At 65.4% G+C, this 19,165-nt stretch carries 5 protein-coding genes, 1 tRNA gene and 3 rRNA genes; 8 read left to right on the forward strand and 1 reads right to left on the reverse strand.

Features of this window, described 5'->3' with window-relative positions:
- Positions 1–303: 303 nt before the first annotated feature.
- From AB5J53_RS34980 to AB5J53_RS35000, 5 genes are all read left to right on the forward strand, one after another.
- A 16S ribosomal RNA gene (locus AB5J53_RS34980) occupies positions 304–1,829 on the forward strand.
- Between the two features lie 314 nt (positions 1,830–2,143).
- Positions 2,144–5,266, forward strand: a 23S ribosomal RNA gene (locus tag AB5J53_RS34985).
- 93 nt (positions 5,267–5,359) lie between these two features.
- Positions 5,360–5,476: ribosomal RNA gene (rrf, locus tag AB5J53_RS34990) — 5S ribosomal RNA — on the forward strand.
- Together the 16S, 23S and 5S rRNA genes form the textbook arrangement of a ribosomal RNA operon.
- A gap of 114 nt (positions 5,477–5,590) precedes the next feature.
- The gene (locus tag AB5J53_RS34995) at positions 5,591–6,253 is read left to right on the forward strand and encodes a DegT/DnrJ/EryC1/StrS family aminotransferase (protein WP_369252646.1); all 663 of its coding nucleotides are present in this window, start codon (positions 5,591–5,593) and stop codon (positions 6,251–6,253) included.
- 105 nt (positions 6,254–6,358) lie between these two features.
- Positions 6,359–6,434: transfer RNA gene (locus AB5J53_RS35000), tRNA-Thr, on the forward strand.
- 63 nt (positions 6,435–6,497) lie between these two features.
- Here AB5J53_RS35000 and AB5J53_RS35005 read toward each other — a convergent pair.
- Positions 6,498–9,245: a SpoIIE family protein phosphatase gene (locus AB5J53_RS35005; protein WP_369249600.1), complete on the reverse strand. Its 2,748-nt coding sequence runs from the start codon at positions 9,243–9,245 to the stop codon at positions 6,498–6,500.
- Between the two features lie 318 nt (positions 9,246–9,563).
- Here AB5J53_RS35005 and AB5J53_RS35010 point away from each other — a divergent pair, with 318 nt between their 5' ends.
- From AB5J53_RS35010 to AB5J53_RS35020, 3 genes are all read left to right on the forward strand, one after another.
- Positions 9,564–15,065, forward strand: coding sequence for a HAMP domain-containing protein (locus AB5J53_RS35010; protein WP_369249601.1), 5,502 nt, complete (start codon positions 9,564–9,566; stop codon positions 15,063–15,065).
- Positions 15,066–15,408: 343 nt separating this feature from the next.
- Positions 15,409–16,092 carry a two-component system response regulator gene (locus AB5J53_RS35015; protein ID WP_189188163.1) on the forward strand — a complete coding sequence of 228 codons (684 nt, stop codon included), beginning with the start codon at positions 15,409–15,411 and terminating at the stop codon, positions 16,090–16,092.
- Positions 16,093–16,337: 245 nt separating this feature from the next.
- Entirely contained in the window at positions 16,338–19,067 is a 2,730-nt protein-coding gene (locus tag AB5J53_RS35020) for a DNA translocase FtsK (protein WP_369249602.1), read from the forward strand.
- Positions 19,068–19,165: the final 98 nt, after the last annotated feature.

The following is a 19,165-nucleotide window of genomic DNA, read 5'->3' on the forward strand; positions in this document are numbered from 1 at the left end:
GGAAATCGGATCGGAAAGATCTGATAGAGTCGGAAACGCAAGACCGAAGGGAAGCGCCCGGAGGAAAGCCCGAGAGGGTGAGTACAAAGGAAGCGTCCGTTCCTTGAGAACTCAACAGCGTGCCAAAAATCAACGCCAGATATGTTGATACCCCGTCTCCGGCTGATCGGCCGGGACGAGGTTCCTTTGAAAAAGTCCTGCCGGGCGATGCCTGGCAGGCGCACAGCGAGGACGCTGTGAACCGTTTCGATTATTCCTCGGACGGTTCCGCTCTCGTGGTGTCGTCCCGATTACGGGAAAACATTCACGGAGAGTTTGATCCTGGCTCAGGACGAACGCTGGCGGCGTGCTTAACACATGCAAGTCGAACGATGAAGCCCTTCGGGGTGGATTAGTGGCGAACGGGTGAGTAACACGTGGGCAATCTGCCCTTCACTCTGGGACAAGCCCTGGAAACGGGGTCTAATACCGGATGACACTGCGGACCGCATGGTCTGCGGTTGAAAGCTCCGGCGGTGAAGGATGAGCCCGCGGCCTATCAGCTTGTTGGTGAGGTAGTGGCTCACCAAGGCGACGACGGGTAGCCGGCCTGAGAGGGCGACCGGCCACACTGGGACTGAGACACGGCCCAGACTCCTACGGGAGGCAGCAGTGGGGAATATTGCACAATGGGCGAAAGCCTGATGCAGCGACGCCGCGTGAGGGATGACGGCCTTCGGGTTGTAAACCTCTTTCAGCAGGGAAGAAGCGAAAGTGACGGTACCTGCAGAAGAAGCGCCGGCTAACTACGTGCCAGCAGCCGCGGTAATACGTAGGGCGCAAGCGTTGTCCGGAATTATTGGGCGTAAAGAGCTCGTAGGCGGCTTGTCGCGTCGGTTGTGAAAGCCCGGGGCTTAACCCCGGGTCTGCAGTCGATACGGGCAGGCTAGAGTGTGGTAGGGGAGATCGGAATTCCTGGTGTAGCGGTGAAATGCGCAGATATCAGGAGGAACACCGGTGGCGAAGGCGGATCTCTGGGCCATTACTGACGCTGAGGAGCGAAAGCGTGGGGAGCGAACAGGATTAGATACCCTGGTAGTCCACGCCGTAAACGGTGGGCACTAGGTGTTGGCGACATTCCACGTCGTCGGTGCCGCAGCTAACGCATTAAGTGCCCCGCCTGGGGAGTACGGCCGCAAGGCTAAAACTCAAAGGAATTGACGGGGGCCCGCACAAGCAGCGGAGCATGTGGCTTAATTCGACGCAACGCGAAGAACCTTACCAAGGCTTGACATCACCCGGAAAGCATCAGAGATGGTGCCCCCCTTGTGGTCGGGTGACAGGTGGTGCATGGCTGTCGTCAGCTCGTGTCGTGAGATGTTGGGTTAAGTCCCGCAACGAGCGCAACCCTTGTTCTGTGTTGCCAGCATGCCCTTCGGGGTGATGGGGACTCACAGGAGACTGCCGGGGTCAACTCGGAGGAAGGTGGGGACGACGTCAAGTCATCATGCCCCTTATGTCTTGGGCTGCACACGTGCTACAATGGCAGGTACAAAGAGCTGCGAAGCCGCGAGGCGGAGCGAATCTCAAAAAGCCTGTCTCAGTTCGGATTGGGGTCTGCAACTCGACCCCATGAAGTCGGAGTTGCTAGTAATCGCAGATCAGCATTGCTGCGGTGAATACGTTCCCGGGCCTTGTACACACCGCCCGTCACGTCACGAAAGTCGGTAACACCCGAAGCCGGTGGCCCAACCCCTTGTGGGAGGGAGCTGTCGAAGGTGGGACTGGCGATTGGGACGAAGTCGTAACAAGGTAGCCGTACCGGAAGGTGCGGCTGGATCACCTCCTTTCTAAGGAGCATCTAGGCCGCCGAGCTTGCTCGGTGGTCCAGGGCCATTACGTCGGCACACGTTCGACGGTGGTTGCTCATGGGTGGAACGTTGATTATTCGGCACTCTCAGTCATCTCGGGCTGCAAGTACTGTCCTTCGGGGCGTGGAACGCTGATCACGAGTGGCGAGGGTGCCGGGCACGCTGTTGGGTGTCTGAGGGTACGGCCGAATGCGGCTGCCTTCAGTGCCGGCCCCAGTGAACTCCGGGTTGTACCGGGGGTGATGGGTGGTTGGTCGTTGTTTGAGAACTGCACAGTGGACGCGAGCATCTGTGGCCAAGTTTTTAAGGGCGCACGGTGGATGCCTTGGCACCAGGAACCGATGAAGGACGTGGGAGGCCACGATAGTCCCCGGGGAGTCGTCAACCAGGCTTTGATCCGGGGGTTTCCGAATGGGGAAACCCGGCAGTCGTCATGGGCTGTCACCCATGCCTGAACACATAGGGCATGTGGAGGGAACGCGGGGAAGTGAAACATCTCAGTACCCGCAGGAAGAGAAAACAACCGTGATTCCGGGAGTAGTGGCGAGCGAAACCGGATGAGGCCAAACCTCAAGCGTGTGAGACCCGGCAGGGGTTGCGCTTGGGGGGTTGTGGGATCTCTCTTCTGTCGTCTGCCGGCGACAGGACGAGTCAGAAACCGTTGATGTAGGCGAAGGACATGCGAAAGGTCCGGCGTAGAGGGTAAGACCCCCGTAGTCGAAACGTCAACGGCTCGTTTGAGAGACACCCAAGTAGCACGGGGCCCGAGAAATCCCGTGTGAATCTGGCGGGACCACCCGCTAAGCCTAAATATTCCCTGGTGACCGATAGCGGATAGTACCGTGAGGGAATGGTGAAAAGTACCGCGGGAGCGGAGTGAAATAGTACCTGAAACCGTGTGCCTACAAGCCGTGGGAGCGTCGCGCATTGAGTTTACTCAGTGCGTCGTGACTGCGTGCCTTTTGAAGAATGAGCCTGCGAGTTTGCGGTGTGTTGCGAGGTTAACCCGTGTGGGGAAGCCGTAGCGAAAGCGAGTCCGAATAGGGCGGTATAGTAGCGCGCTCAAGACCCGAAGCGGAGTGATCTAGCCATGGGCAGGTTGAAGCGGCTGTAAGAGGTCGTGGAGGACCGAACCCACCAGGGTTGAAAACCTGGGGGATGACCTGTGGTTAGGGGTGAAAGGCCAATCAAACTCCGTGATAGCTGGTTCTCCCCGAAATGCATTTAGGTGCAGCGTCGTGTGTTTCTTGCCGGAGGTAGAGCACTGGATAGGCGATGGGCCCTACCGGGTTACTGACCTTAGCCAAACTCCGAATGCCGGTAAGTGAGAGCGCGGCAGTGAGACTGTGGGGGATAAGCTCCATGGTCGAGAGGGAAACAGCCCAGAGCATCGACTAAGGCCCCTAAGCGTACGCTAAGTGGGAAAGGATGTGGAGTCGCACAGACAACCAGGAGGTTGGCTTAGAAGCAGCCACCCTTGAAAGAGTGCGTAATAGCTCACTGGTCTAGTGATTCCGCGCCGACAATGTAGCGGGGCTCAAGCGTACCGCCGAAGTCGTGTCATTGCAGCAATACTCCCAACGGAGGCTGTGATGGGTAGGGGAGCGTCGTGTGCCGGGTGAAGCCGCGCCGGAAGGCAGTGGTGGACGGTTCACGAGTGAGAATGCAGGCATGAGTAGCGATACACACGTGAGAAACGTGTGCGCCGATTGACTAAGGGTTCCTGGGTCAAGCTGATCTGCCCAGGGTAAGTCGGGACCTAAGGCGAGGCCGACAGGCGTAGTCGATGGATAACCGGTTGATATTCCGGTACCCGCTGTGAAGCGTCAAACATCGAGCCCATTAATGCTAAGACCGTGAAGCCGTCCCGGACCCTTCGGGGAAAGGGAAGTGGTGGAGCCGTCGGCCCAAGGTGGTAGTAGGTGAGTGATGGGGTGACGCAGGAAGGTAGTCCATCCCGGGCGGTGGTTGTCCCGGGGTAAGGGTGTAGGCCGTGCGGCAGGCAAATCCGTCGCACATCAAGGCTGAGACCTGATGCCGAGCCGATTGTGGTGAAGTGGATGATCCTATGCTGTCGAGAAAAGCCTCTAGCGAGTTTCATGGCGGCCCGTACCCTAAACCGACTCAGGTGGTCAGGTAGAGAATACCGAGGCGTTCGGGTGAACTATGGTTAAGGAACTCGGCAAAATGCCCCCGTAACTTCGGGAGAAGGGGGGCCATCACTGGTGAGAGGACTTGCTCCTTGAGCTGGGGGTGGCCGCAGAGACCAGCGAGAAGCGACTGTTTACTAAAAACACAGGTCCGTGCGAAGCCGTAAGGCGATGTATACGGACTGACGCCTGCCCGGTGCTGGAACGTTAAGGGGACCGGTTAGTCACTCTTCGGGGTGGCGAAGCTGAGAACTTAAGCGCCAGTAAACGGCGGTGGTAACTATAACCATCCTAAGGTAGCGAAATTCCTTGTCGGGTAAGTTCCGACCTGCACGAATGGCGTAACGACTTCTCGACTGTCTCAACCATAGGCCCGGTGAAATTGCACTACGAGTAAAGATGCTCGTTTCGCGCAGCAGGACGGAAAGACCCCGGGACCTTTACTACAGTTTGATATTGGTGTTCGGTTCGGCTTGTGTAGGATAGCTGGGAGACTGTGAAGCATTGGCGCCAGCCAGTGTGGAGTCGTCGTTGAAATACCAGTCTGGTCGTGCTGGATGTCTAACCTGGGTCCGTGATCCGGATCAGGGACAGTGTCTGATGGGTAGTTTAACTGGGGCGGTTGCCTCCCAAAGAGTAACGGAGGCGCCCAAAGGTTCCCTCAGCCTGGTTGGCAATCAGGTGTTGAGTGTAAGTGCACAAGGGAGCTTGACTGTGAGACCGACGGGTCGAGCAGGGACGAAAGTCGGGACTAGTGATCCGGCGGTGGCTTGTGGAAGCGCCGTCGCTCAACGGATAAAAGGTACCCCGGGGATAACAGGCTGATCTTCCCCAAGAGTCCATATCGACGGGATGGTTTGGCACCTCGATGTCGGCTCGTCGCATCCTGGGGCTGGAGTCGGTCCCAAGGGTTGGGCTGTTCGCCCATTAAAGCGGTACGCGAGCTGGGTTTAGAACGTCGTGAGACAGTTCGGTCCCTATCCGCTGTGCGCGTAGGAGTCTTGAGAAGGGCTGTCCCTAGTACGAGAGGACCGGGACGGACGAACCTCTGGTGTGCCAGTTGTCCTGCCAAGGGCATGGCTGGTTGGCTACGTTCGGAAAGGATAACCGCTGAAAGCATCTAAGCGGGAAGCCTGCTTCGAGATGAGGACTCCCACCCCCTTGAGGGGTTAAGGCTCCCAGTAGACGACTGGGTTGATAGGCCAGATCTGGAAGGCGGGCAACCGCTGGAGGTGACTGGTACTAATAGGCCGAGGGCTTGTCCTCAGTTGCTCGCGTCCACTGTGTTGGTTCTGAAACCACGAACAACCCCATACCCCATGACTACTGGGTGTGGTGCGGTTGACAGTTTCATAGTGTTTCGGTGGTCATAGCGTGAGGGAAACGCCCGGTTACATTCCGAACCCGGAAGCTAAGCCTTACAGCGCCGATGGTACTGCAGGGGGGACCCTGTGGGAGAGTAGGACGCCGCCGAACAATTATTCAAAGAGCTGGTCCCTGAACTTCGGTTCAGGGACCAGCTCTTTTTTGTTTTGCGTCACTTGGCGTTCACATTGTGCGACAAACATCCGCGGCATGGGTACTGCTGCAATGCTCAGGGCCGCTGGTGTCGGAGCCGGTGACGAGGTCATCGTGCCGGCGTTCGGGAACGTCGAGGTCGCCGAGGCCGTGACACAGGCCGGGGCGACGGCCGTCTTCGCCGACATAGACCCGGCGACGTACTGCCTCGACCCGAGCGCTGTCGATGCCGTCATAACTCCCCAGTCGGTGGCTCTGGTTGTAGTCCACCGCTTCGGCCGGTCGGCCGACATGGTGCGGCTGCGGGGGATCGGGCAGCGGAGTGGGCTCCTGGTGCTGGAGCAGGGCGAATCCGAGGCGCCGTACGACGAGATCGCGCAGCGCAGGGAGCGGGCCGCCTACCTTGACGGGCGGTTGAGCGGTGTGCGGACGCCCGACGGCGGTGACGGGCACACCTACCAGCAGTACGTCGTGCGGGTGCCGGGCAATGGGCGGCCGGACCGGGACGCGTTCGCACGCGCCGTACGGGCCAGGGGAGTTGAATGCCGGGTGCCGGTGAAGACTCCTGTGCACCGCATGCCGGCGTTCCGTCGGGACGTGCATCTGCCGGAGACCGAGCGGGCCGCGGACGAGACTCTCGCGCTGCCCGTGGAGGCGTCGTTGACGAAGCGGGAGATGCAGCGGATCGTCTCCGCGTGCAATGCGCTCGGCGGACTGTTGCAGCCCGCCTTCTGAACCGATGAGACCCAACGGGACTGATACGGGACTGATTAGGAGCACGCTTCTGTTCGGGGTATGATCTATTCCGTTGCCGCGAGGGAAACCTCGAAAAGGCAACTGGCCCCTATAGCTCAGTCGGTAGAGCGTCTCCATGGTAAGGAGAAGGTCAACGGTTCGATTCCGTTTGGGGGCTCCACGAAGAAAAGGCCTCCGCCCTTACGGGCGGGGGTCTTTCTCGTACCCCGGGCGAGGCTGGGTCTCAGTCCTTGTGGAGACCCGGAACCCGCATCGCCAGAATCGCCATGTCGTCCGACGGGGCGTCGGACGCGAAGCGCTCGACCGCGCGCATGATGCGGGCAGCGACCGCGCCCGCCGTCAGGCCCGTGCATGTGGTGAGGACGTCCGTGAGGCCGTCGTCGCCGAGCATGCGGGTGCCCTCGCGGCGCTCCGTGACGCCGTCCGTGACGCACAGCAGGACGTCGCCCGGATCCAGCGTGACCGTCTGCTCGTACAGCTCCAGGTCCTCCATGACGCCGAGCAGCGGCTGCGGTTCGGCGGCCGGTTCGACCGTGCCGTCCTGGCGCAGGCGCAGCGGGAGCGGGTGGCCGGCGCACACCACCTTCAGCAGGGCGCTGCCGTCCTCCTGGGGCCACAACTCGCCGTACAGGAGCGTCAGGAAGCGGCTGCGGGCGCCCTCGTCGAGGATCGCGGAGTTCAGGCGCTCCAGGACGGCCGGACCGCCGTAGCCCTCACGGGCCAGCAACCTGAGCGCGTGCCGGGCCAGGCCGGTGACCGCCGCGGCCTCCGGGCCCGTACCGCAGACGTCGCCGATGGCGAAGCCGTACGCGCCGTCGCGGATCGGGAAGAGGTCGTAGAAGTCGCCGCCGACCTCGTTGCCCTCGCCGGCCGCGCGGTAGATGACCTCGACCTCGACGCCCTCGATGTGGGGGAGTTCGGGGGGCAGCAGGCTGCGCTGGAGGGACTGGCTGATGGCCATGCGCTCCGAGTACAGACGGGCGTTGTCCAACGCCAGGGCAGCCCTGCGCGAAAGGTCCTCGGCCAACTCCAGGATTTCCTGGCGGAAGTGTTCGTCCGACGGCTTGCCGAGCGTCAGCATGCCGATGACGCGGTTGCGGGCCACCAGGGGGAGTACGACCGTCTCGCCGCCGACCGCCGAGGCCGTCGCCAGTGTCGTACCGATGCCGGAACTCACCGGCGGGGACTCGCCCAGGCCAAGGCTGCGCATGGAGGTGCGCAGGGCCGCCTCGTGGGCCGCTTCGGCGGGTGCCGACCAGACGCGGGCGCCCGGGGTGGGGACCGGGTCCGGTGGGGCGATCTTCGACAGCAACGCCTTGAGGCCGTCGATGCGTTCCTCGTCCTCGTGCAGGACGTACGAGAGATATGGATCCGAGGCCTGGTCGGCGATCGTGTAGACGGCGCACCAGGTGGCGAGCGTCGGGACCGTCATCTGGGCCATGAGGGCCAGTGTCTGGTCACGGTCCAGGGTGCCGGCGAGGAGGTCGGATGCTTCGACAAGGAAGCTCAACGAGCCTCGGCGCAGGCGTTCCAGCTCGCCAAGCCGGGCCGATTCCACCGCCAGCGCGATGCGGTCGGCGGCGAACTGGAGGCGCAGGGCCTCCTCGTTGGAATATCTGTTGGGCGACTCGGCCGCGACGCCGAGCGAGCCGGTGAGGCGTCCTTCGACCTTCAGCGGGACCGTGACGACCGAGCGCATGCCGGTGCCGCTGAGGAGGGGTACGGCGCCGGGTACGACCGTCAAGTCTTCGTGTACGGCGGGCATGCGGGCCGAGCCGTACCGTCCGGGCCCGGCTTCCACGGGGACGCGGGCGAAGCGTTGGCGGGCGGAGGGGAGGCCCGTCGAGGCTCGTACCTCCAACTCCGTTTCGTCGTCGGTCGCGAGGAGCAGGAAGGCGGAGTCGCCGTCGAGCATGTCGCGGGCGCGCTCCACCGTGCGCTGGAGGAGGCCGTCCAGGTCGTCAGGGGCCGGAGAGCCGATGAAGACCTCGAAGGGGTCGGAGGCCTGGCCCTCGGAGCTGGTGGTCGTATCGGTGGCGTTGACGCGCAACGGGGTCTGCAGGACGGCGCGTTCGTGGTCGCGTACGAGAAGGCAGACCGTGGAGGGTTCGCCGCCCGTGTCACGGACTCGAAGGTGTGAGGCGTAGACGGGGGTTACGCGGCCGTTGGCGCCGCGGATGCCGTAGCTGCCCTCCCAACGCGAGAGTTGGAGGGCCTCGACGATGCCGGTACTGGTGCCGGGAGTGTGCGGCCAGGCCGCGAGGTCGGTGAGTGGTTTGCCGGTGACCTGTTCGGCGGCGTATCCGAAGAGCTCCTCGGCGTCCTCGTTCCAGGCGTTGATGGCGCCGACGCGGTCGATCTGGACGACCGCGACGCGGACGCGGCCGTCGGCGAGCGGGAGGAGGTCGGCGGGGAGGGAGGGGCCCGCGGTGCGGGTGCCCACCGCGCGTTCGGGTAGGTCGAGCTGGAACCAGACCTGCTTGTGGGTGGGCGTGTAGTCGACGCCCCAGCGGCCGGCCAGCGCCGCGCACAGCTGGAGCCCACGGCCGCCCTCGCGGTCGGGGCTGCCCATGTTCACAGCCGTCGCCTGGAGTGGAATTTCACGTTCCGGGTAGCGGTCCGCCACCTCGATGCGTACGCCGTCGTCGCTGCGCAGACACAGAACGTCCGCGGAGGTGCCCGCATGCACGACAGCGTTGGTGACAAGTTCGCTGGTCAGAACCACGGCATCGTCGACGATGTCGGCGAAGCCCCAGCCCTGGAGGGTGTCACGGACGAAGGACCGGGCGGTGGCGACGGATCGCCCCACGGGCTCGAAACTGGCGGCCGCGCGCGCGGTGATCACAGAACTCCTTGTCCGGTCGTCGGCATGCAGGGCTCCGTGGCCGACCCGCTCCTGCCGTGGCAGAGCGTGGTTCCCCTTCGGCCGGGGATCCTGGGGCGGTCCCCCAGGATGCAGTCCGGTGGTCATGGTGCGGCGCCCCTCCGATGCCTGCCCGCTCGTGCTCGTGCCACCGTCCAGGCCGGACGGGACCGGCACGGCTGGACAGCCGCATGCAAGGTTACTTACCTTCGCCGTCCATGCGGATGCCGGTCGCCTGTGTTTCCGTCCGGAGGGTGTGCGGACGATGTGCGAAGCTGCCGAACTGTTATGGCCTGGTTCAGCCAGGGTGAAACACTGGGCAAGCTCCTAGAGACGGTCCGGGCAGGCTGAGTGCCTTCCAGCACGCCGAGCAGAAGTACCCGAGTACGCCGAGCAGTAATGGTCGACCCTTGCGGGAGGGACACAGTGGAGTCTGGCGCAGCGACGCGGGGCACTAAGACGCGCGCGAAAGGCGGACAGTCCCTGAACAACGAACGCACACCGCGCAATGGCACCACCGAGGTGGACACGGCTGCCCTGAACCGGCTGCTGGCGGCCCTGGTGTCGATGCGGGACGGAAACTTCCGCAAGCGGCTCACGGTCTCGGGCGACGGGGTGATGTCCGAGATCGCGGCAGTCTTCAATGAAGTGGCCGACCGTAATCTCCACCTCACGGGTGAGTTGTCGCGCGTACGTCGCATGGTGGGACGTGAGGGAAAACTCACGGAGCGGCTGGAGGCGGGCGCCTGCGAGGGCTCGTGGGCGGCTGCGATCGATGCCTCGAACGCGCTCGTCGACGATCTCGTACGGCCTGTCTCCGAGGTCGGCCGGGTGCTGTCCGCGGTGGCGGAGGGCGACCTGTCGCCCCGCATGGAGCTGCGGGCGCAGGCGGCCGACGGCAACGGGCATCCGCTGCGCGGGGAGTTCCTCAAGGTCGGGCGGACGGTCAACAATCTGGTCGACCAGCTGTCGACGTTCACCGACGAGGTCACGCGGGTGGCCAGCGAGGTGGGCACCGAGGGCAAGTTGGGCGGTCAGGCGCGGGTGCGTGGAATGTCCGGTTCGTGGAAGGACCTCACGGATTCGGTCAACACCATGGCGTACCGGCTGACGGCTCAGGTACGTGACATCGCTCTCGTGACGACGGCGGTCGCCAAGGGTGACTTGTCCCGGAAGGTCACGGTTCACGTGGCCGGCGAGATGCTGGAGCTCAAGAACACCGTCAACACGATGGTGGACCAGCTGTCCTCTTTCTCCTCCGAAGTGACGCGAGTCGCACGCGAGGTGGGCACCGAGGGCGAGCTCGGCGGTCAGGCGCAGGTGCCCGGTGTGGCCGGCGTGTGGAAGGACCTCACCGATTCGGTGAACCTCATGGCCGGAAACCTCACGGCCCAGGTGCGCGGGATCGCGCAGGTGACGACGGCGGTCGCCAGCGGTGACCTGTCGCAGAAGGTGACGGTGTCCGCGCGCGGCGAGGTCGCGCAGCTCGCCGAGACGATCAACCAGATGACCGAGACACTGCGGACGTTCGCCGACGAGGTCACGCGTGTGGCCAACGAGGTGGGCGGCGAGGGGCGGCTGGGCGGCCAGGCGAATGTGCCGGGTGCGGCGGGCACGTGGAAGGACCTGACGGACTCCGTCAACACGGTCTTCCGGAACCTCACGACCCAGGTGCGCGACATCGCCGCGGTGACCACGGCCGTGGCCAACGGTGACCTCTCCCAGAAGGTCACCGTCGACGTCGCCGGCGAGATGCTGGAGCTGAAGAACACCGTCAACACGATGGTCGACCAGCTGTCCTCGTTCGGTGCCGAGGTCACGCGCGTGGCGCGCGAGGTCGGTGTCGAGGGTGAACTGGGCGGCCAGGCACAGGTTCCGGGCGCGGCGGGCACGTGGAAGGACCTGACGGACTCCGTCAACACGGCGTTCCGGAACCTCACCGGCCAGGTGCGCAACATCGCGCAGGTGACGACGGCGGTCGCCAACGGCGATCTGTCGCAGAAGGTCACGGTCGATGTCTCCGGCGAGATGCTCCAGCTGAAGAACACCGTGAACACGATGGTGGACCAGCTGTCCTCGTTCGCCGACCAGGTGACCCGGATGGCCCGTGACGTGGGCACGGAAGGCCGCCTCGGCGGTCAGGCCCGCGTGGACGGCGTGTCCGGTACGTGGAAGGAACTCACCGACTCCGTCAACTTCATGGCGGGGAACCTGACTTCGCAGGTACGGCAGATCGCCCAGGTCACCACGGCGGTGGCCCGCGGCGACCTGTCGCAGAAGATCGACGTGGACGCGCGCGGCGAGATCCTGGAGCTCAAGAACACCATCAACACGATGGTCGACCAGCTCTCCGCCTTCGCCGACCAGGTGACGCGGGTCGCCCGCGAAGTGGGTACGGAGGGCCGCCTCGGCGGTCAGGCGCAGGTGCCCGGTGTCGCCGGTGTGTGGCGCGACCTGACCGACTCCGTGAACGGCATGGCCGGCAACCTCACCGCCCAGGTGCGGAACATCGCGCAGGTCGCGACCGCTGTGGCCCGGGGTGACCTGTCGCAGAAGATCGACGTGGACGCGCGCGGCGAGATCCTGGAGCTGAAGAACACCCTCAACACGATGGTCGACCAGCTCTCGAACTTCGCCGAGCAGGTCACGCGAGTGGCCCGCGAGGTGGGCACGGAGGGCATGCTCGGCGGGCAGGCCGAGGTGCAGGGTGTCTCGGGCACCTGGAAGGACCTCACCCAGTCCGTGAACTTCATGGCGAACAACCTGACCATCCAGGTGCGCAACATCGCCGAGGTCACGACGGCGGTCGCGAAGGGCGACCTGTCGAAGAAGATCACCGTCGACGCCAAGGGCGAGATCCTCGAACTCGTCACCACCGTCAACACGATGGTCGACCAGCTGTCCAACTTCGCCGAGCAGGTGACCCGGGTGGCCCGCGAGGTGGGCACCGAGGGCAACCTGGGCGGTCAGGCGCGGGTGCCGGGTGTCACGGGCATCTGGAAGGACCTGAGCGACAACGTCAACGTGATGGCCAACAACCTGACCAACCAGGTGCGGAACATCTCACAGGTCGCGACGGCGGTGGCCAACGGCGACCTCACCAAGAAGGTCACGGTCGAGGCGAGCGGCGAGGTCGCGCAGCTCGCCGACACCGTCAACACGATGGTGAAGACGCTGAGTTCGTTCGCCGACCAGGTCACCCGGGTGGCCCGCGAGGTGGGTACGGACGGCATCCTCGGCGGACAGGCGCGCGTACCGGGCGTGTCCGGTACGTGGAAGGACCTCACCGAGTCCGTGAACGGGATGGCGTCCAACCTGACCGGCCAGGTGCGCAACATCGCGATGGTCACCACAGCCATCGCCAAGGGCGACCTGACCAAGAAGATCGACATCGACGCTCGCGGCGAGATCCTGGAGCTGAAGACCACCATCAACACGATGGTCGACCAGCTGTCGTCCTTCGCGGAGGAGGTCACCCGGGTGGCCCGCGAGGTGGGCACCGAGGGGCAGTTGGGCGGTCAGGCGCGCGTACGCGACGTCGACGGCACCTGGCGCGACCTCACCGAGTCGGTGAACGAGATGGCCGGGAACCTGACCCGGCAGGTGCGTGCCATCGCGCGCGTGGCGACCGCGGTGACCCGCGGCGACCTGAACCTGAAGATCGACGTGGACGCCTCCGGCGAGATCCAGGAACTTCAGGACTACATCAACAAGATGATCGCCAACCTGCGCGACACCACCATCGCCAACAAGGAGCAGGACTGGCTCAAGGGCAACCTCGCCCGTATCTCGGCGCTGATGCAGGGGCGGCGCGACCTCGACGACGTTGCCTCGCTGATCATGAGCGAGCTGACGCCGGTCGTCTCCGCGCAGCACGGTGCGTTCTTCCTCTCCATGCCGCTCGTCGACGGCAAGGACGCGCGCGCCGAGGACGAGGACGCGTACGAGCTGCGCATGCTCGGGTCGTACGGCTACTCGATGGGTTCCATGCCGACGTCTTTCCGGCCCGGTGAGGCGCTGATCGGGACAGCCGCCCAGGAGAAGCGCACGATCCTCGTGGAGAACGCCCCGAGCGGCTATCTGAAGATCTCCTCCGGGCTCGGCGAGGCGCCCCCGGCGCAGGTGATCGTGCTTCCGGTGCTCTTCGAAGGGACCGTGCTCGGCGTCATCGAGCTGGCGTCGTTCACGCCGTTCACGCAGATCCAGAAGGACTTCCTGAACCAGATCGCCGAGATGATCGCGACGAGCGTGAACACCATCTCGGTCAACACCAAGACCGAGGTGCTGCTCAAGCAGTCGCAGGAGCTCACCGAGCAACTGCGCGAGCGCTCGGCCGAGTTGGAGAACCGGCAGAAGGCCCTCCAGGACTCCAACGCCGAACTGGAGGAGAAGGCGGAGCTGTTGGCCCAGCAGAACCGCGACATCGAGGTCAAGAACACCGAGATCGAAGAGGCCCGGCAGGTCCTGGAGGAGCGCGCCGAACAGCTCGCGGTCTCCATGCGCTACAAGAGCGAGTTCCTGGCGAACATGTCGCACGAGCTGCGTACGCCGCTCAACTCGCTGCTGATTCTGGCCAAGTTGCTCGCCGACAACGCGGACTCGAACCTCACCCCGAAGCAGGTCGAGTTCGCCGAGACGATCCACGGGGCCGGGTCCGACCTGCTCCAGCTGATCAACGACATCCTCGACCTGTCGAAGGTCGAGGCGGGCAAGATGGACGTGTCGCCGACCCGCATCGCGCTGGTCCAACTCGTCGACTACGTAGAGGCCACTTTCCGTCCACTGACCGCCGAGAAGGGCCTCGACTTCTCCGTACGCGTCTCGCCGGAACTGCCCGCCACGCTGCACACCGACGAACAGCGCCTGCTCCAGGTGCTGCGCAACCTGCTCTCCAACGCGGTGAAGTTCACCGACTCCGGAGCGGTTGAATTGGTGATCCGGCCGGCCGGTGCGCACGTTCCGGTGGCCATCCGGGAGCAGCTCCTGGAGGCGGGCTCGCTGCGGGACGCCGACGCAGATCTGATCGCGTTCTCGGTGACGGACACCGGCATCGGGATCGCGGCCAGCAAGATGCGGGTCATTTTCGAGGCCTTCAAGCAGGCGGACGGCACGACGAGCCGAAAGTACGGCGGTACGGGTCTGGGGCTGTCCATCTCACGGGAGATCGCGCGCCTGCTGGGCGGTGAGGTCCACGCGCAGAGCGAGCCGGGACGCGGCTCGACGTTCACGCTGTATTTGCCGCTGCACCCGAGCGAACTGCCGCCGCAGGGCTACGGGCAGCTCGTGCCGGCGCTGGAGGCCGGGGAGCTGTTGGCCTCCGAGGCCGAGCTGTCCGGGAGCGACATCGAGACGCCGGCCGAGGTGAAGTCGTACCAGGAGACACAGAACGGGCCCGCCGCGCTCTTCAGGAGGCGCCGCAGGGCGGTGTCCGCGGTCGAGCAGCGCAGCGCGCTGCCGGGGCAGCCGAACGGCGTCGCGGGGGCGGCTCAGGAGCAGTGGGCGGCCGCGAGTCGGCAGGACGCCGAGCCGCAGCCGCGCCGCGGCATCCGGTTCGAGGGCGAGAAGGTGCTGATCGTCGACGACGACATCCGCAATGTGTTCGCGCTGACCAGTGTTCTCGAGCAGCACGGGCTTTCGGTGCTGTACGCCGAGAACGGCCGCGAGGGCATCGAAGTCCTGGAACAGCACGACGATGTGACAGTCGTCCTGATGGACATCATGATGCCCGAGATGGATGGTTATGCCACGACAACGGCGATTCGTCGGATGCCGCAGTTCGCCGGGCTGCCGATCATCGCGCTCACGGCGAAGGCGATGAAGGGCGACCGGGAGAAGGCCATCGAGTCGGGCGCCTCCGACTACGTGACGAAACCGGTCGATCCCGATCACCTGCTCTCCGTGATGGAGCAGTGGATGCGTGAGGAGTGACGGACTCATGTCCGGCGAGCCCGGTCGCTACGCGGTGTCAGCGACCGGAGCGCCGGGCCGTGCGCGTCGAACCGGTGGCGCGGCGGGCCCCACGTCGGATAACTGACTGTGGCCGAAGCCGTGTAGAAGTACGGGATTCGGGGAACCTTCTGGTCTCCCGCTACGTTTCTGCTACGTGCACAGTGACATCGCGGTGACAGGGTGTGGCGACAGGCGGGGTGCGGCTACCATGACCGGCACAAGGACGGGCGGCGCAAGGGAGTCGTCCCCTGGGGCGGCGCCCGGTGCTTCCCCAAGTCCTGCGGACAGGGGAGGCCCCATGCCGGGGCGAGGAGGGCGGGCCATGGTGCAGAAGGCCAAGATCCTCCTGGTCGATGACCGGCCGGAGAATCTGTTGGCGCTGGAGGCGATCCTCTCCGCGCTCGATCAGACACTGGTGCGGGCATCGTCCGGGGAGGAAGCGCTCAAAGCACTACTCACGGACGACTTCGCGGTCATTCTGCTGGACGTCCAGATGCCGGGCATGGACGGGTTCGAAACCGCCGCTCACATCAAGCGGCGAGAACGGACCCGGGACATCCCGATCATCTTCCTCACCGCCATCAACCACGGACCGCACCACACCTTCCGGGGGTACGCGGCGGGTGCGGTGGACTACATCTCCAAGCCCTTCGACCCATGGGTGCTGCGCGCGAAGGTCTCCGTCTTCGTCGAGCTCTACATGAAGAACTGCCAACTCCGGGAGCAGGCGGCCCTGCTGCGGCTCCAGCTGGAGGGCGGCGGCAAGGCGGCGCTCGGCGACACCAAGGAGCCCGCCGGACTCCTCGCCGAACTCTCCGCGCGGCTCGCGGCCGTTGAGGAGCAGGCCGAGGCCCTGTCCAAGCAGCTCGACGACGACTCGGCCGACGCGGCGGCGGTGGCGACCGCGGCCCATCTCGAACGCAAACTCACGGGATTGCGCAGGGCGCTGGACGCCCTGGAGCCGGGCACGGGGAGCGGCGCACCTTCGGTGCCGTCGCAGAACTGAGCGCTGCTTCAGCGGAACTGAGCGCTGCTCACCAGAAGTGCGTGTCGCTCCAGCGGAACTGGCCGCTGCAGTCGTGGAACTGAATGCCTCTCCGTCGTCTCAGGGCGATTCGCGTTGCCAGGAGCCTTCGAGCTCCGCGCCCGGCGTGAGCCGACGTCAGTTTCGGTCCTCGGCAAGGGCGACACGAACGGGTGAAGCACTGGGCACACGTGTCCGCTGTCGTCTCCACCGGTAACCTCACACACATGGCCTCACGTCAGTCCGCAGCCAAGAAGCCGCCCGCGAAGAAGGCGGCCGCTCCGACGAAGGCTCCGGCGAAGAAGGCCCCCGCGAAAAAGGCAGCCGCCAAGAAGGCGCCCGCCAAGAAGACCGCGGCGAAGAAGGCCGCTCCCGCGCCGGCGCCCAACCCGACCTCGGGCGTGTACAAACTCGTACGCGCCGTGTGGCTGGGCATCGCGCACGCCGTCGGAGCGATGTTCCGCGGCATAGGGCGGGGCGCGAAGGGTCTGGACCCGGCGCACCGCAAGGACGGTCTCGCGCTCCTGCTGCTCGGTCTCGCGCTGATCGTCGCGGCGGGTACGTGGTCCAATCTGCGGGGCCCCGTCGGCGACCTCGTCGAGTTGCTGGTGACCGGCGCCTTCGGCCGCCTCGACCTGCTCGTCCCGATACTGCTCGGCGTCATCGCGGCCCGGCTCATCCGGCACCCCGAGAAGCCCGAGGCCAACGGCCGCATCGTGATCGGCCTGTCCGCGCTCGTGATCGGCGTGCTCGGCCAGGTCCACATCGCGTGCGGGGCACCCGCGCGCAGCGACGGCATGCAGGCGATAAGGGACGCCGGCGGGCTCATCGGCTGGGGCGCGTCCACCCCGCTGACGTACACGATGGGCGACGTCCTGGCCGTACCGCTCCTCGTGCTGCTCACGATCTTCGGGCTGCTGGTCGTCACGGCGACCCCGGTCAACGCGATTCCGCAGCGGCTGCGGCTCCTGGGGCAGAAGCTGGGCATCGTCCAGGCCGACGTCGACGAGGACGAGTTCGGCGAGGACGACGAGCGCTACGACGAGCAGTGGCGCGGCGCGCTCCCCGCGCGCTCCCGGAGGCGCTCGCGCTCCTCCGAGGCGTACGACCCCGACAGTGCCGAGCAGGAGGCGCTCACCAAGCGCCGGAGCCGCCCCAGACGGCCCGCGGTGCAGCAGCCGGACATGCACCGGCCGATGGACGCGGTGGACGTCGCCGCGGCCGCCGCTGCCGCGCTCGACGGTGCCGTCCTGCACGGCATGCCGCCCTCGCCACTGGTCGCCGATCTGACGCAGGGCGTCTCCGTGGAGCGCGAGGGGTACGAGGAGACGACGCCGGTACCGGCGGCGCGCGGCAAGAGCGCCAGGCCGCCCAAGCAGGAGGCCCTGCCGGTCGAGGCCGTCGTGCCCGACCTCACCAAGGCCGCGCCCGACGAGCCGCGCGAGCTCCCCCCGCGCGCCGAGCAGCTCCAGCTGTCCGGCGACATCACCTACGCCCTGCCGTCGCTCGACCTGCTGGAGCGCGGCGGCCCCGGCAAGACGCGCAGCGCCGCCAATGACGCGGTGGTCGCCTCGCTGCAGAACGTCTTCATGGAGTTCAAGGTCGACGCCGCCGTCACCGGCTTCACACGCGGTCCGACGGTCACGCGCTACGAGGTCGAGCTCGGCCCCGCCGTGAAGGTCGAGCGGATCACCGCGCTCACCAAGAACATCGCGTACGCCGTCGCCAGCCCCGATGTGCGGATCATCAGCCCGATCCCCGGCAAGTCGGCGGTCGGTATCGAGATCCCGAACACCGACCGCGAGATGGTCAATCTCGGCGACGTGCTGCGGCTCGCGGACGCGGCCGAGGACGACCACCCGATGCTGGTCGCGCTCGGCAAGGACGTCGAGGGCGGCTATGTGATGGCCAACCTCGCGAAGATGCCGCACGTACTCGTCGCCGGAGCCACCGGTTCCGGTAAATCCTCGTGCATTAACTGCCTGATTACGTCCGTCATGGTCCGCGCGACTCCCGAGGACGTCCGCATGGTCCTCGTCGACCCCAAGCGCGTCGAGCTGACCGCGTACGAGGGCATCCCGCATCTGATCACGCCGATCATCACCAACCCGAAGCGTGCCGCCGAGGCGCTGCAGTGGGTCGTACGGGAGATGGATCTGCGCTACGACGACCTCGCGGCGTTCGGGTTCCGGCACATCGACGACTTCAACGAGGCCATCAGGAACGGCAAGGTGAAGCTGCCCGAGGGCAGTGAGCGCGAGCTGAGCCCGTACCCGTACCTGCTGGTGATCGTCGATGAGCTGGCGGACCTGATGATGGTCGCGCCGCGCGATGTCGAGGACGCGATCGTGCGCATCACGCAGCTCGCGCGCGCCGCCGGCATCCACCTGGTGCTCGCCACGCAGCGGCCCTCCGTCGACGTCGTCACCGGTCTGATCAAGGCGAACGTGCCCTCCAGGCTCGCGTTCGCCACCTCCTCGCTCGCCGACAGCCGGGTCATCCTCGACCAGCCGGGCGCCGAGAAGCTGATCGGCAAGGGCGATGGACTCTTTCTGCCGATGGGCGCCAACAAGCCAACCCGTATGCAGGGCGCCTTCGTCACCGAGGACGAGGTCGCGGCGATCGTCCAGCACTGCAAGGACCAGATGGCCCCGGTCTTCAGGGAAGACGTCACGGTGGGCACCAAGCAGAAGAAGGAGATCGACGAGGACATCGGCGACGACCTCGATCTGCTGTGCGCCGCCGCCGAACTGGTCGTCACCTCCCAGTTCGGGTCCACCTCGATGCTCCAGCGCAAGCTGCGCGTCGGATTCGCCAAGGCCGGGCGGCTGATGGACCTCATGGAGTCCCGCGGCATCGTCGGCCCGAGTGAGGGCTCCAAGGCACGTGACGTTCTTGTGAAGGCCGACGAGCTTGATGGAGTGCTCGCGGTGATTCGTGGGGAAGCTGAAGCGTAAGGAAAACGGGACAGGTCGGTCGCGCTCCGGGCGGGTCCGGGGCAATAAGGTATTCGAACGTGACTCACCCGTAAGTGATCGGCGGGCAACCGTTTCCC

This window comes from Streptomyces sp. R41 (genome assembly GCF_041053055.1).
Lineage (GTDB): Bacteria > Actinomycetota > Actinomycetes > Streptomycetales > Streptomycetaceae > Streptomyces.